The organism is Curtobacterium oceanosedimentum (assembly GCF_040545555.1).
Classification (GTDB): Bacteria; Actinomycetota; Actinomycetes; order Actinomycetales; family Microbacteriaceae; genus Curtobacterium.
The window spans coordinates 1-14442 of record NZ_JBEPMD010000020.1 but is presented as its reverse complement, the minus strand read 5'-3'; the positions used below and the strand labels follow the sequence as shown (position 1 = coordinate 14442).

At 71.0% G+C, this 14442-nt stretch carries 15 protein-coding genes; 5 read left to right on the top strand and 10 right to left on the bottom strand.

Annotated elements, in window-relative coordinates; translation table 11 throughout:
* Positions 1-8: 8 nt before the first annotated feature.
* Both ABIC52_RS15640 and ABIC52_RS15635 read left to right on the top strand, forming a co-directional pair.
* Positions 9-809, top strand: a complete 801-nt coding sequence (locus ABIC52_RS15640) for an SDR family NAD(P)-dependent oxidoreductase (protein ID WP_126891958.1) — start codon at positions 9-11, stop codon at positions 807-809.
* 7 nt (positions 810-816) lie between these two features.
* A complete protein-coding gene (locus ABIC52_RS15635) occupies positions 817-2010 on the top strand; it encodes an NAD(P)/FAD-dependent oxidoreductase (protein WP_354027771.1) in 1194 nt (397 codons plus the stop codon).
* Between the two features lie 164 nt (positions 2011-2174).
* Here the strand turns inward: ABIC52_RS15635 and ABIC52_RS15630 are convergent, their stop codons facing one another.
* Both ABIC52_RS15630 and ABIC52_RS15625 read right to left on the bottom strand, forming a co-directional pair.
* A complete protein-coding gene (locus tag ABIC52_RS15630) occupies positions 2175-3143 on the bottom strand; it encodes a beta-ketoacyl-ACP synthase 3 (RefSeq protein ID WP_354027770.1) in 969 nt (322 codons plus the stop codon).
* Between the two features lie 78 nt (positions 3144-3221).
* The gene (locus ABIC52_RS15625; RefSeq protein WP_126890602.1) at positions 3222-3614 is read right to left on the bottom strand and encodes a ChaB family protein; all 393 of its coding nucleotides are present in this window, start codon (positions 3612-3614) and stop codon (positions 3222-3224) included.
* 130 nt (positions 3615-3744) lie between these two features.
* On the opposite strand from ABIC52_RS15625, the gene ABIC52_RS15620 reads away from it, so the two are divergent.
* Positions 3745-4716 carry an aldo/keto reductase gene (locus ABIC52_RS15620; RefSeq protein WP_354027769.1) on the top strand — a complete coding sequence of 324 codons (972 nt, stop codon included), beginning with the start codon at positions 3745-3747 and terminating at the stop codon, positions 4714-4716.
* Between the two features lie 310 nt (positions 4717-5026).
* On the opposite strand, the gene ABIC52_RS15615 is transcribed toward ABIC52_RS15620, so the two are convergent.
* The 8 genes from ABIC52_RS15615 to zapE form a co-directional block, all read right to left on the bottom strand.
* Positions 5027-5341 carry a hypothetical protein gene (locus ABIC52_RS15615; RefSeq protein ID WP_209676999.1) on the bottom strand — a complete coding sequence of 105 codons (315 nt, stop codon included), beginning with the start codon at positions 5339-5341 and terminating at the stop codon, positions 5027-5029.
* A gap of 599 nt (positions 5342-5940) precedes the next feature.
* Positions 5941-6294 carry a hypothetical protein gene (locus ABIC52_RS15610; protein WP_354027768.1) on the bottom strand — a complete coding sequence of 118 codons (354 nt, stop codon included), beginning with the start codon at positions 6292-6294 and terminating at the stop codon, positions 5941-5943.
* Position 6295: 1 nt separating this feature from the next.
* On the bottom strand, positions 6296-8341 hold the full coding sequence (locus ABIC52_RS15605) for an RNase A-like domain-containing protein (protein ID WP_354027767.1): 2046 nt from the start codon (positions 8339-8341) through the stop codon (positions 6296-6298).
* Positions 8338-8697: a DUF6507 family protein gene (locus tag ABIC52_RS15600; RefSeq protein WP_126890595.1), complete on the bottom strand. Its 360-nt coding sequence runs from the start codon at positions 8695-8697 to the stop codon at positions 8338-8340. The genes ABIC52_RS15605 and ABIC52_RS15600 overlap by 4 nt, the downstream gene beginning before the upstream one ends.
* A gap of 57 nt (positions 8698-8754) precedes the next feature.
* The gene (locus ABIC52_RS15595; RefSeq protein WP_354027766.1) at positions 8755-9132 is read right to left on the bottom strand and encodes a hypothetical protein; all 378 of its coding nucleotides are present in this window, start codon (positions 9130-9132) and stop codon (positions 8755-8757) included.
* On the bottom strand, positions 9129-10184 hold the full coding sequence (locus ABIC52_RS15590; RefSeq protein ID WP_209823689.1) for a DUF6177 family protein: 1056 nt from the start codon (positions 10182-10184) through the stop codon (positions 9129-9131). The genes ABIC52_RS15595 and ABIC52_RS15590 overlap by 4 nt, the downstream gene beginning before the upstream one ends.
* An 85-nt stretch (positions 10185-10269) precedes the next feature.
* Positions 10270-11544 carry an ammonium transporter gene (locus ABIC52_RS15585; protein WP_126890592.1) on the bottom strand — a complete coding sequence of 425 codons (1275 nt, stop codon included), beginning with the start codon at positions 11542-11544 and terminating at the stop codon, positions 10270-10272.
* Between the two features lie 265 nt (positions 11545-11809).
* Entirely contained in the window at positions 11810-12760 is a 951-nt protein-coding gene (gene zapE, locus ABIC52_RS15580) for a cell division protein ZapE (protein WP_126890618.1), read from the bottom strand.
* Positions 12761-12950: 190 nt separating this feature from the next.
* On the opposite strand from zapE, the gene ABIC52_RS15575 reads away from it, so the two are divergent.
* Together ABIC52_RS15575 and ABIC52_RS15570 are read left to right on the top strand one after the other, a co-directional pair.
* The gene (locus ABIC52_RS15575; protein ID WP_209823690.1) at positions 12951-13862 is read left to right on the top strand and encodes a sulfurtransferase; all 912 of its coding nucleotides are present in this window, start codon (positions 12951-12953) and stop codon (positions 13860-13862) included.
* Positions 13859-14308 (top strand): SufE family protein, encoded by a 450-nt coding sequence (locus ABIC52_RS15570; RefSeq protein WP_126890590.1) that lies wholly within the window; start codon positions 13859-13861, stop codon positions 14306-14308. Before ABIC52_RS15575 ends, ABIC52_RS15570 begins: the two co-directional genes overlap by 4 nt.
* The last annotated feature ends 134 nt before the right edge of the window (positions 14309-14442 follow it).

Here is a 14442-nt window from a genome sequence, read left to right as displayed (position 1 = left end):
GACGACACGTGGACCTCGGCATCACCGGCAAGGTCGCGCTCGTCTTCGGTGGCGACTCCGGCATCGGCTGGAACACGGCTCGCATCCTCCTGGCGGAGGGTGCGACCGTGGTCGTCACCGACCTCGACCAGGGCCGCCTCGACACGAGCGCCGACCAGCTCGAGGCACCGCACGGCAAGCTCTTCGCCTTCGCCGCCGACGTGACGAAGGCGGACAGTCTCGCCACGTTGCACGAGCGCGTGCGCGACGCCGTCGGTGAGATCGACATCCTCGTGCAGTCGTCCGGCATCACGGGCGCCCAGGGGATGTTCCACGAGATCGACGAGCAGGGCTGGCTCGACACCATCGACGTCGACCTGATGGGCCCGGTGCGCATCACGCGCGAGTTCATCGGCGACCTCCGGAAGGGCGGGTGGGGTCGGATCGTCTACCTCGTCTCCGAGGACGCATCCCAGCCCTACGACGACGAACTGCCCTACTGCGCCGCCAAGGCCGGCGTGCTCTCCTTCGCCAAGGGCCTGTCGCGGTCCTACGCGTCCGAGGGTCTGCTCGTGAACACCGTGAGCCCTGCCTTCATCCACACCCCGATGACCGACGCGATGATGGACAAGCGGGCGAAGGAGCAGGGGACCTCGTTCGACGAGGCGATCTCGAGCTTCCTCGACGAGCAGCGTCCGTACATGGAGCTCGGTCGCCGCGGGGAGCCCGAGGAGGTCGCGAACGTCGTCGCCTTCCTCTGCTCCGACCTGGCGAGCTTCGTCAACGGGTCGAACTACCGGGTCGACTCGGGCTCGGTCGCCACCATCTAGGAGGACCATGACCGACTTCCGCTACCTGATCGTCGGCGGCGGGATGGTGGCCGACGCCGCTGCCCGCGGGATCCGGGAGATCGACGCCGACGGCTCGATCGGCATCGTCAGCGAGGAGACCGACCGTCCCTACGCCCGACCGGCCCTGTCCAAGAAGCTCTGGACCGACCCGGAGTTCAGTTGGGACGAGAAGGTCGACCTGCACACCGAGGAGACCGGGGCGACGTTCGTGCTCGGGACCGTGGTGACGTCGATCGACCGCGAGGCGAGGACCGTCACGACCTCGGCCGGCGACACCCACGGGTACGAGCGCCTGCTGCTCGCGACCGGTGGGAAGCCGCGCAGCCTGCCGGGCCTGTCGCCCTCCGCACGGGTCCTCGACTTCCGCAGCGCCGACGACTACCGCCGGCTGCGGGAGCTCGCCGATGCCGGTGCGCACGTGGCCGTCGTCGGCGGCAGCTACATCGGCACCGAGATCGCCGCGGGCATCGTGCAGAACGGCGCCCGGGTGACCCTCGTGACGCCCGACGAGGTCCTCGGCGGGCACATGTTCCCGGACGACCTCGCGCACGCCTTCCAGCAGCGCTTCGTCGACCACGGCATCGAGCTCCGCACCGGACGACGGGTCGAACAGGGCACGGAGTCGGACCGCGGCGTCAGCCTGACGCTCGACGACGGGTCCGTCCTCGAGGCCGACGCGGTCGTCGCCGGACTCGGCATCGAGCCGCAGACGCAGCTCGCCGAGGCCGCCGGTCTGACCGTGCGCGACGGCATCGTGGTCTCGTCGACGCTGGTGACCGACGACGAGTCGGTGTTCGCCGCCGGTGACGTCGCCGAGTACCCGGACCGCATCCTCGGCACGCGTCGGGTCGAGCACGTCGACAACGCGAAGGAGCAGGGCCGGCAGGTCGGCCGGAACCTGGCCGACGCGGACGAGACGTACGACCACACGCCGATGTTCTACTCGAACGTGTTCGACACGGGCTACGAGGCCGTCGGCCAGGTGTCGACCGAGCTGCAGACCGTGGAGGACTGGCAGGAACCGCTGTCCACCGGCGTCGTCTACTACCTGGACGACGACGACACGGTGCGTGGCGTGCTGCTCTGGAACGTCCCCGACAAGACCGACGAGGCGCGGAAGGTGCTCGCCGAGGCGCACGGCCTGACGCGGGACATGCTGCCGGGCCGCATCACGCCCTGACGCGCGGATCCTGACGCGCGGATCCTGACGCGACGGCCTGGAGGCGGGGGGGGGGCCGCGGGGGGGGGGGGGGGGGGGGGGGGCCCCCCCCCCCCCCGCGCGGGGGGGGGGGGGGGGGGGGCCCGCCCCCCCCCCCCCCTCCCGTCCGTCATCGGCTCACGAGGTCACGCGCGCCGCTTCGGCGTCCGCACCACCTGTCCGGCGTGCGCGAAGCCGCCCCCGAAGCCGAACAGCAGGGCGAGCGCGTCCTCCGGCAGCTCCCCCCGGTGCCAGGCCTTGGACAGTCCGAGGGGCACGCTCGCGGCCGAGGTGTTGCCCGACTCGACCACGTCGCGCACGACGTACTTGTCCGCTCCGCCCAGCGCCGCGGCGAGGGGCTCGATGATGCGCAGGTTCGCCTGGTGGAAGGCGAACACCGCGATGTCGTCGAGGGTCACCCCGGCCGCGTCGACCACCTTGCGTGCGTGGCCCTCGGCCTCGGTGATCGCCCACCGGTAGATCGACCGGCCCTGCTGGGTGAAGTACTCGGGGTCCCGCGTGACCAGGACGGCCTCGTTCAGGTGCGGCACGCTCCCCCACGACACGGGACCGATCTCCGCGGTCTCCGAGGCGCCGATCACGACCGCTCCGGCCCCGTCACCCACGAGCACGCAGGTCGACCGGTCCGTCCAGTCGGCGATGCTCGACAGCGTCTCGGACCCGATCACGAGTGCGGTGTCCGAGGCGCCCACGCGGATCGACTGGTCGGCGAGGGCCATCGCGTACTCGAACCCGCTGCACGCGGTGTTGATGTCGATCGGCGCCGGTCCGTTCGCCATCCCGAGCGCCGCGGCGACCCGACCGGCCGTGTAGGGCGACCGCTCGCGGTGGGTGGTCGAGGCGACGATCACGAGTCCGATGTCGGACGGTTCGAGGCCGGCATCGGCGATCGCCATCCGACCGGCCTCGATCGCCATCGACACGACGCTGTCGTCCGGGCCGGCGATGCGGCGGGTCCTGATGCCGGTGCGGGTGGTGATCCACTCGTCGTTCGTGTCGACCATGGTCGACAGTTCGTCGTTGGTGAGGACCCGTTCGGGCTGGTGGTGGCCGAAGCCGAGGATGCGGCTGCCACGGAGTGCTGGCGTGTTCACCCGCGGCACGCTACTCCCCTCCGCGGGGCGCTCATGCCGGGCAGGGCATGCAGGGACGTCCAGGTGGCCCGCCGGTCCTCACTTCCGCGCGGCCGCCGTCGCACGGTCGTTCGCGCGCTTGATCGCCTGCACGAGTTCGTCCTTGTCCATCGTCGAGCGCCCGCTGACGTCGAGGCGCTTCGCGACCTCCATGAGATGCGCCTTCGTGGCGTTCGCGTCGACGCCGCCTTGGGTCTCCCCGGAACCGCGCGTGCCCGCTGCGCCGTCGTCCGACGGGCCGGACGAGTCCTTCTCCTCCCAGTGGTCGCCGACCTTCTCGTACTCGTGCTTCACCGCGGCGTACGCCGTGCGGTGTGCGCGCTCCCCCGGTCCGTACGTCTCGTTGGCCGAGTCGAGCGTCTCGGTGAAGATGTCCTGCGCGTGCTTCGGCGACCGCTGCAGGGTGCTGGGGATCTCGTCCTTCGCGGGCATGGGTGCGTCCTTCCGTCCGGGGTGTGTCGACCGCTCGCCGTGGAGAGCGGGCCAGTCCCTTCTACGCCGGGCGCATGACCGGTACCCGCAGGGCCTGGTCCGCACACCGGGTCGGGCGTAGACCGGGGTCATGGACTACACACACCTCGGACGGACAGGGCTGTCGGTGTCACGGGCGGTGCTCGGCACGATGAACTTCGGCCCGGAGACCAGCGAGGACGACTCGCACGCGATCATGGACCGGGCGCACGAGCTCGGCGTGAACTTCTTCGACACCGCCAACGGCTACGGCGGCTCGGTGGGCAAGGGCGCCACCGAGGAGATCATCGGCCGCTGGTTCGCGAAGGGCGGCGGCCGGCGCGAGAAGACCGTGCTCGCCACGAAGGTCTACGGCGAGATGACCGACTGGCCGAACGGCGGCAAGCTCAGCGCGCTGAACATCCGGCAGTCGCTCGACGCCAGCCTCCGCCGGCTGCAGACCGACCACGTCGACCTGTACCAGTTCCACCACGTCGACCGGGCGACCCCCTGGGACGAGATCTGGCAGGCGATCGACGTCGCGGTGCAGCAGGGCAAGGTCCTCTACGTCGGGTCCTCGAACTTCGCCGGGTGGCACATCGCCCAGGCGCAGGAAGCGGCCGCCCGTCGGGGGTCCCTCGGCCTGGTCAGCGAGCAGTCGATCTACAACCTCGTCGTGCGCGACGTCGAGCGCGAGGTCCTGCCCGCTGCCCGCGAGTACGGCCTCGGCGTCATCCCGTGGTCGCCGCTGCAGGGCGGCCTGCTCGGTGGCGTCATCGAGAAGACCGAGAACGGGTCCCGGCGCCTCTCCGGCCGCAGCGCCGAGTACGTCGAGGGCCACCGCGACCAGCTCACCGCCTACGAGTCCTTCGCGAAGGAGCTCGGCCACACCCCGGGCGAGCTCGCCCTGGCCTGGCTGCTGCACCAGCCCGGCGTGACCGCCCCGATCACCGGCCCGCGCACCATGGAGCAGTGGGAGTCCGCGGTCCGCGCCGTCGACATCCGTCTCGACGAGGCGGCGCTGGCGCGCCTCGACGAGATCTTCCCGGGGCACGAGACCTCGCCGGAGGACTACGCCTGGTGAGTCGCTGACACGACCGTCGGACGGGAGGCGGGGGGGGGGGGGGGCCCCCCCCCCCCCCCCCCCCCCGGGGGGGGGGGGGGGGGGGGGGCCCCCCCCCCCCCCGCGGGGGGGGGGGGGGGGGGGGGGGGGCCCCCCCCCCCCCCCCGCCTCCCGTCCGTGCGGACTCAGGACCTTCATCGACGCCGGGACGTTTCAGTGCTTCGGATGCTCCGACGATGGTGGTGACGAGGTCGGCGAGGGCCGTCACCGTCGCCGCACCCACCACCTCGAGATGGTCCCCGATCGTGAGCCGCCGGGCCCGTCCGATCGATCAAGCGGCATCTTCCGTCAGGTCGAAGACCAGGCGCGCGAACGCGCGTCCACTCATGTGCAGCTCTGACTCGATCCAGAGGTCCGCTCCCGACAACTCGAGGAAGTGCTCGACCTGCGAGTCAGTCACATCATTCGCGAGCCATTCTGCGGCTTCCTCGTGCACCAACTGCCTGTCTGGATTTCCGTAACGCGACAGGTCCGCTTCCAGAGCCTTGCGAGCGCTGTCGAAGTCGTCGCGCCAGTCAGCGTGAAAAACAGCGTTCAGGAGATTCCACAGGGCGGGCGCTCCGCGCTTCGCCTCCGCACCGGTCAATCTCCGAGGATCCATGCTCATCCTCCTGCTTCCGACATCGGTCACACGCTGGCCGGCGACTCATCCATGTTCGACACGGAGGTCCCCAGCGGCCCAGATGCGCTGGATCTCAGCGCCGAGTTGCCCGAACCGTTGTCGGGCTCGCTCTGGCAGATCGACCTCGATCGGAGCGCCGAACGGATCCGCCACGAAGTCAAGAGCGAACTCATTGGGCTTGTGCACCCTGGTCTGGAAAGCGGCACCAGCTGTGATCGCAGCCCGGAGGAAAGCCCCACTCTCGAACTCGGAGAGCAAGGAGAGGGCAGATCCACGAGCGGGTTCCGCCACGCCATCGACCCGGTAGGGCGAGGCGGCGATCACCCCTCCCCAGGATCGTGCATCCGCACCGGAGATCGTTCGGTCGTGAACAGTCCACTTGTCGTTGAAGGAGGGAAATGCCTCGAGCACCGCGGCCGAAGTCTGGACGATGCGAGCGGCTATGGCATCGCTGGTTCAGCTCGAGCATCCCATTCTGCGACGAGCAGCCAATCACTGACGTCGATCACCACAGTCACCTTCCTTCGGCACTCAGCTGACCCGGGCAGGCTTCGCGGCCTGCGTCAGTTGAAGTGCTTCGGGATCGCACCGCGCTCGAGTTGCCCCAGCCGTTCGCCGATCTCGGCGAGCATCTCCCGCCCACCGCTCGGCCCTCGATCGTTCGAGTAGTTCGCGTTCATCCGCCGGAGGAAAGCGTTGACTTCCGCATCTCGAACGTGGTCGATCTCGAGCAGACGGTACTCATGGGCCATCGCGACGATCTCCTCAGGGGAGAACCCGTCGAGGTAGAAGTCGAGGTAGTCGGCGACAGACGAGTAGTCATCCCACCAGTACGGGAAGAGGTTCTCGATGAATCCACCGAGCAGTGGAAGAAGACTGTCATGATTTGCGTAACTGATGTCGTCGATCCGTGGCATGTCACTCTCCAAAGCGCGTCGGGTACGCGGTACGAACGACGTAACCGCCCGGGCTGTTCTTGTCCCACAGGAGCTGCATCCACATCTGCTTCTCGTCTGTGAACACGCCGTCATGGAACCGTCTGCCGATCGTCTCACTGAACTCGGCCCTGATCGTGAAGACCCTCGGCTTCGGCTTCGGCTCCATGTCCAACCAGGCGCGGATGTCATCAGCCCGACTGTCGATCGCTCGGCCGATCAGCCGGTTCAGATCATCCTCTGCCAGACGGAAGGCACTGCTGCCGGAGCTGGGAGCCGGCTCGCGACTTGCGATCTCCTCATCGGTCTTCGGACCATGCTGGCCGTCGAAGTGATCGCGCAATGTGTGTGCATCCCGGATCCCCTCCTGACCGCGGAGTCCGCCATTGTCGAGGAACGCCTGGGACAGATGAGTGTCATGGATCTGCACCGGAATGCCACCCGGATCGACCACGTCGACCGGCCGTCCCTCGAGAGTCCGTGGACTCGTCCCGTCGATCGAGCTCGCCTCGGAACGCCCTCCCTCAGCCGGCAGCGACGAATCGTGTCCGACCGGGTGACCACCTTCATCCGGCGTCCGCGATCCCCCGCCCTCCACCCGATCCGCCACCGAGTGCAACCAGTGCGACCCCGGCTCCGGGTGCCCCACCTCGATGTGCGGCCGACCGAGCCCGACGCCGAACCCGTCCGGCGTCGCCATCGCGTGCTCCACACTGACCTTGACTGTCGGGATGTTGTCCCCGAGCCCCCTGAGCGCGTCCGCGAAGCTCCCCCGCCCCCGCGACACCAGGTCCCCGAGGCCGTCGAGCGCCCGACCGGGGATCGCCGACAGGGCGTCCCCGACCCGGACCATCGTCGTCCCGGCCGCTGCGATCTTCGACCCGAAGGCCGCGAGCCGGCTGCCGTCCGCCGCCATGGCCGCGACGCGCGAGCCGACGGCGGCGACCTTCGCGCCGGCGCCGATCTCGCCGGCACCCGGGATGAAGAGCGTCCCGATGTTGAAGGCGGCACCACCGGCGGCGTGCGCGGGGTCGTCCCGCCAGTCCTCGGGCGAGCCGACGAAGCCCTCGACGATCGCCTGCTGCTTCGCCGTGATGCCCTGCGCGGTCTCGCGCACCACGTCGGGCAGGACGCCCGGCGGCAGTGTGGCGGCGAGGATCAACGGCGGGCTGCCCATCAGCGCGAGCGCACCGAGCGACTCGGCGAACCCGAGCCACGACTGCCCGGCCCACTCCCCGTCGCCCCACTCGCCGGTCTGCGAGTTGTAGCCGATCAGCCCTCCGAGGCCCTCGACGGTCCCCACGGCGGCGTCGCCGACACCCGAGTCGAACGACTCCTGGCAGGACTGGTCGCCGCGGCCGGTGCTCCCCCACGGCATCGGCTCGTTCGCCTTGACGGCGGTCGTGTAGTCGACGGCCTGCACCTGGGCGATGCACATGTCGGTCCGGAGCCCGTTGATCGCGTTGACGCAGTCGGCCGAGGCCTGCGAGAGCTTCGTCTCCTGTTCGGCGACCTTCGTGAGCAGCTCGTTGTTCTCGTCGACGTAGGGCGTGTACTCGTCCCAGCGCAGGTGCACGTCGTCGAGGATCTCGCCGAAGTGCTGCACCAGGCCGACGGGCCCCTGGTTCGCCGGGTGCTCGGGGTCCCACGGGCCGACGGTCTTGCCCTGCAGTGCCTTCGTCACGAAGGTCTCGGCCTCGGCCTTGAGCTCGACGAGACGACGTGCGATCGGGGCGACGACGGTGGCGTAGTCGCTGATCGCGGTCGACACCTTCTGCATGGTCCCGGCCAGCGCAGCGGTGTCCGTCTCGACGCCGTCCATCACGGTGAGGAGTTCGGCCGAGTCCGGCGTCGTGTAGCTCCCGCCGAGGCCGGCCCACGCCGTCTTCACCTCCGCCCCACGCGTCTGCACGTCGGTGCCGGCGGTCGCGAAGGCGGTCCCGGCCGCGTCGACCTGCTCGGGCTTGATGTTCGCGCCGGGGATCGCGTCCGGATCGATCAGGCCGTCGGCGCGGCACTGCCCCGTCATGCGCCGTCTCCGAGGTCGACTCCGGAGAAGTCGCCCGTACTGGAGGCACGGATCGCGTCGGCCTGCGCCGTCGCGGCCATCTCCTCGTCACCCTGGTAGTAGGCCATGGTCGCGTTGGCAGCGCCGGCCAGACCGGCGGTGATGTGGTTGCCGACGCGCTGCAGCAGCGCCGTGTGGCTCTCGATCAGTGCGGCCACCGCGCCTGCGACCGCCTGGTCGTCACCGACCGCGGTCGTCAGCGCCGCGTGGGCGTCGGCGAGCCCGTCGAAGGCGGTCGACAGGTTCGTCGCTGCCGTCTCCGTGCCCGCGAGCGTCGACTGCACGCCCGCCGGGTCGATCTGCCAGCCGTTCCCCATCGCTCCCCCTCGTCTCGTCTCGCCTCGTCGTCCGGTGACGGGCCGTGTCGGTCCCCGTCAGTCCTCGACGGCGGACCGTGCGACCGGCAGGCCCCCGGCCGCAGCAGCGACGTCCCGCACGATCCGCTCGGCCACCACCCGGAACGGGTCCTGGGCGGCCACGTGGACCGAGGTCCACCATAGCGGCTCGTCACCCCCGAACGAGGGGGTCGCGACCGAGCGCGTCCCGAGGAGACGCTCGGCGTCGGTGGTGCGCTCGAGCCGTCGCGACTGGACCAGCGTGAGGAGCACGACCCCGTCCGGCGTGGTGAGCTGCAGTGCGCTGCCGTCCCACAGCTGCCGGACCCCGAGGTCCGGGTCGACCGCTGCCGCTGTCCCGACGACCACGGCGGCGTCGACGTGCCGTGGTGAGAGCACGACCCACTCGGCACTCATCGTCGGTCCCCGAGGCCGAGCATCTCGACGGCTCGCGGTCCGAGCGCGTCACCGAGCTGGGCCAGCCTGCGCCACCGGGCCTCCGCGTCGGCGCCGCGGGACAGCACCGTCCCGGACCGCACGCCCTCCGGGGTGAAGTCGAGCACCATCGAGGGCACCCGTGCCGGCCCCACCGCCCGGACCCCGGCGGGCAGTGTCCGCGGGTCGATGCCGAGGTCCCGGACGGCTGCGGCCCCGACGACGGCGCCGAGCGGCACCGGCAGCGGGAGCTGGTGGGCGGACACGGTCGCGTCGGGGTGTCCGCTGGTCCTCCAGGCGGTGCCGAGCAGCACCCGCTGTCGCCCGGCCAGGTCCGCGAGCACCGTGGGGCCGTCGTCGTCCGTCGGCAGCGCGTCCGACTCGACGGGTCGCGGCAGCACGAGCCGCGTCTCCTCCGTCACCCCGGTGGCGGAGCGTTCGATGCGGAGCTGGACGGACGCGACCCCGCCGGAAGTGGATGCCACGGCGACCAGGCGTGTCGGTCGGGGCGCCCGGCGGCGGGCGAAGGCGGTGACCTCGGCAACGCTCCAGGCGAGCGTCGCGGGCTCCACCGTGCCCCAGGCATCGGGGCCGCCGTCGGCGAGGCCGGCGAGCAGGAGCTCGGCGGTCCGCCCGAGGGTCGCGGCCTCCGATGCCGGGTGGTGGACCGAGACGAGCGCCTCGACCCAGGGCACCGCGCCCGGCCCGATCGTCGCGGAGCGCGTGACCGCCTGCGGCGCGAGCATCGCGGTGGCGACGTCGTCAGCGACCACGTCCGACCCGGCTGCGCGGTACCGGTCCCCGTCGCGGACGACCCAGCTCGACGCCGTGCGGCGGAGCATCGTCGACATCGCGGCGGTGAGCCGGGAGGTCCCGGGCGTGAGGAGCACGACCACGAGCCCGGCGCGGCGGGCCTCGAGGAGGAGCCCGGTCCGCTCGCTCGAGCACTCGACCACCGCGGCGTCCGTCTCGTGCACGACGAAACCGGCTCCGACCGCGTCGACGAGCGGGTGCGCGAGGGTGACGTCGTCCACGGCGCCACCCTACCGAGCACCCGCACACGACGACGGGCCCCGCGCCTGGTGTGCGCGGGGCCCGTCGTGCGGGTGGGAGCGGTGCCTAGCGGACCGAGACCGGCGTCTTGTCCGACTCCTCGTACAGGACGTAGCCCTCTTCGCCGTGGACGGCGGTGTCGATGCCGGCGACCTCGTCCTCGGTCGTGACGCGGAACCCGATCGTCTTCTCGATGGCGAAGCCGATCACGAGAGCGAGGACGAAGGAGTAGGCGCCGACCGCACCGGCCGCTGCAGCCTGCTTGCCGAGCTGCACCAGCGATCCGGAGTAGATGAGGCCGGTGCTGTTCGCGAAGATGCCCAGGTAGAGCGTGCCGAAGATGCCGCCGACCAGGTGGACGCCCACGACGTCGAGCGAGTCGTCGAAGCCGAGCTTGTACTTGAGGTCGATCGCGAAGCAGCAGACCACACCGGCGAGGAAGCCGAGCAGGATGCCCCAGCCCGGGGTGAGGTTCGCGCAGGCCGGGGTGATCGCGACGAGACCGGCGACGGCGCCCGAGGCGGCACCGACGGAGGTGGCCTTGCCGTCCTTGAGCTTCTCGATGAGCAGCCAGCCGAGGACCGCCGCGGCCGGGGCGGCGAGGGTGTTCACCCAGGCGAGAGCGGCGGTGCTGTTGGCAGCTCCGGCCGACCCGGCGTTGAAGCCGAACCAGCCGAACCACAGGATCGCGGCACCGAGGAGCACGAAGGGCGGGTTGTGCGGCTTGTGCGCACCCTTGGCGAAGCCGACGCGCTTGCCGAGCACGAGCGCCAGGGCGAGGCCCGCCGCACCGGCGTTGATGTGCACGGCCGTGCCACCGGCGAAGTCGATGACGCCCCAGGTGGCAGCCCAGCCCGAGGTGAGGTTGAAGACCCACGAGGCGACCGGGAAGTAGACGACCGTGACCCAGACGCCGGCGAAGATCATCCACGCGCCGAACTTCGCGCGGTCGGCGATGGCGCCGGAGATCAGCGCGACGGTGATGATCGCGAAGGTGGCCTGGAACCCGACGAACGCCAGGTCGGGGTAGGACGCAGCGAGCTTCGTCGCCTGCGACTGCTCGAACGCCTGGCCGAGACCGATCTGGTTCCAGTCGATGCTGAAGAAGCCGACGATGCCGGACACCGCGGTGTGGTCGCCGGTGTTCGCGAAGGCGATCGCGTAGCCGTAGAGCACCCAGAGGACGCCGACGAGCGCGATCGCGCCGAACGACATCATCATCATGCTGATGACGGACTTCGCCTTGACGAGACCGCCGTAGAAGAAGGCAAGGCCGGGTGTCATGAACAACACCAGTGCAGCCATGATCATGATGAAGCCGGTTTGGCCCTGATCGAGCATCTGTTCACCTCTCGCGAATGCTGTGCGGCTCTCGGTCCGCCTCGGGTGTTCAGAGTCTGGCGACGCGACGTTTCGCGAGGGAGCACGATGTGTTTCGCGGGTGTAACGCGTCGGCCCCTCGTGTGAACGATGTGTTTCGGGCCGCTCCGACGGGCCCGTGCGGGAGCGGCGAGGACGCCGACCGACCGGGAGCACGTCGCGCCACGCGCGCGCCGGACGGGAGGCGCGTGGCGGGGCCGCCACGGGCCTCCCGTCCGGCGGTGGCTCAGTCGGCCGCGCGGGACAGCGCGACCACGCGCGATGCGGCCCGCAGGTACTTCTTCCGGTAGCCGCCGTCGAGCATCGCCTGCGGGTAGACCTGGTCGAGGGGCGTGCCGGACGCGACGATGCGGACCTGCCCGTCGTAGAGCCGGTCGACGAGCGCGACCCACCGCAGTGCGTCGGTCTGGTCGGTGAACGCCTGCACGTCGGTGAGCCCGACGGCGTCGAGCCCGTCGACCATGGCGACGTACTTCGACGGGTGCACGCTCGCCAGGTGCGCGACGACCGCGCGGAAGTCGTCGAGTGTCGTCGTGCCCTCCGGCAGGGCACCGGGGACGTCGTCGACCGTACGGGCGGACTCGTCGACCGCGCGACGGCGGTAGTCGAGCCCGTCGATCCGCATGGTGTCGAACCGATCGGACATCGCCTGGATCTCGCGGAGGAAGTCCTGCGCCGCGAACCGGCCCTCGCCCAGGGCACCGGGCGGGGTGTTCGACGTGGCCGCGAAGCGCGTGCCCGACTCGGAGAGCTCCTTGATGAGCCGCGTCATCACCATCGTGTCGCCCGGGTCGTCGAGCTCGAACTCGTCGATGCAGACCAAGGACGTCCCGCGGAGCAGGTCGACCGTCCCCTGGAACCCGAGCGCGCCGACGAGCGCGGTGTACTCGATGAACGTGCCGAAGGTCTTGCGGGACGGCTCCGCGTGGTACGCCGCCGCGAGCAGGTGGGTCTTGCCGACGCCGAACCCGCCGTCCAGGTACACGCCCGAGCGTGCGGGCTGGACGGGTTCGCGGCGGCGGCCGAACAGTCCGCGCTTCGCCGGCTCGGGCCGTGTGGCGACGAAGGCCTCGACCGCGTCGCGGACCGCTGCCTGCGACGGGTACTCCGGATCCGGACGGTAGCTGGCGAACGAGGCGTCGGCGAACTGCGGCGGCGGCACGAGCGCAGCGGCCATCTGCTGGGGTGTCACCTGCGGGTCACGGTCGACGAGGTGTGCAGGCAAGTGTGGCCCCTCCGGGAAGCATGTCGTGCGGTGTCACGTTGCAGGTGGCGGTCGGTACGTCCGCGTACCGTTGCCCGCGGGCACCGAGGACCGATCCTATGCCTCGTCCGCCCCGCTCGTCCCGCACCTGGAGGTACCCCCGATGACCGCACCGGTCGACCCGTCCGAGAAGTTCGCCGCCTACGCCCACCCCGAGCGCCTGGTGTCGACCGAGTGGCTGCAGGAGCAGCTCGACGCCGGTGCCGGCTCCCCCGACCTGGTGGTCGTCGAGTCCGACGAGGACGTCCTGCTCTACGAGACCGGCCACGTGCCCGGCTCGGTGAAGATCGACTGGCACACCGACCTCAACGACCCGGTGCAGCGCGACTACATCGACGGCGAGGCCTTCGCCCGGCTCGTCGGCGGCAAGGGCATCGGCCGCGACACCACCGTCGTGATCCACGGCGACAAGAACAACTGGTGGGCCGCGTACGCCCTCTGGGTCTTCACGCTGTTCGGCCACGAGGACGTCCGCCTGCTCGACGGTGGCCGGGCGAAGTGGATCGCCGAGGACCGTGCGCTCACCACCGACCGCACCGAGGTCACCCCGGTCGAGTACCCCGTCGTGGAGCGCCGCGACGAGCAGGTCCGCGCCTTCAAGGACGACGTGCTCGAGCACCTCGGCAAGCCGCTCATCGACGTGCGCAGCGCTCCCGAGTACTCCGGCGAGCGCACCACGGCGCCGGACTACCCGGAGGAGGGCGCCCTGCGCGCCGGGCACGTCCCGACCGCCGTGAACATCCCCTGGGCGACCGCAGCCGCTCCGGACGGCACGTTCAAGAGCCGGCAGGAACTGGACGCCGTGTACCGCGAGGGTGCCGGCATCGGCGACGCGGACGAGGTCATCGCCTACTGCCGAATCGGCGAGCGCTCGAGCCACACCTGGTTCGTGCTGCAGCACCTGCTCGGCTACGAGAACGTCCGCAACTACGACGGATCGTGGACCGAGTGGGGCAGCGCCGTGCGCGTCCCGATCGCCACGGGCACCGAGCCGGGTACCGTTCCCACCCGATGAGCACCGAACTCCCCCGTCCCCTCGCCGAGATCCGCGACGACTTCCTCGAGCTCTCGCAGCAGGACCGCCTCCAGCTGCTCCTCGAGTTCTCCGACGAGCTCCCCGCGCTGCCCGAGCGGCTGCAGGGGCACGAGGACGAGCTCGAGCGCGTCGAGGAGTGCCAGTCCCCCGTGTTCATCACCGTCACGGTGGGCGCCGAGGGTGATGCGCCGGACGTGGTGCGGATGCACGCGACGGCGCCGCGCGAGGCACCGACCACCCGCGGGTTCGCGTCGATCCTGGCGCAGGGGCTGTCCGGGCTGACGGCATCCGAGGTCCTGGCGGTCCCGGTGGACTACCCGCTGACGCTCGGGCTCACCGAGGCCGTCAGCCCGCTGCGGATCCGGGGCATGGTGGGCATGCTCGGCCGGGTGCAGCGGCAGGTGCAGGCGGCCGCTGCGGGCTGATCGCGGTCTGCTGACGGACGGGAGGCGCGGGGGCGGGGGGGGCCCCCCCCCCCCCCCCCCCCCCCCCCGGGGGGGGCCCCCCCCCCCCGGGGCGGCCCCCCCCCCTCCCCGGCCAACAAAGATGGAAGAGAGCG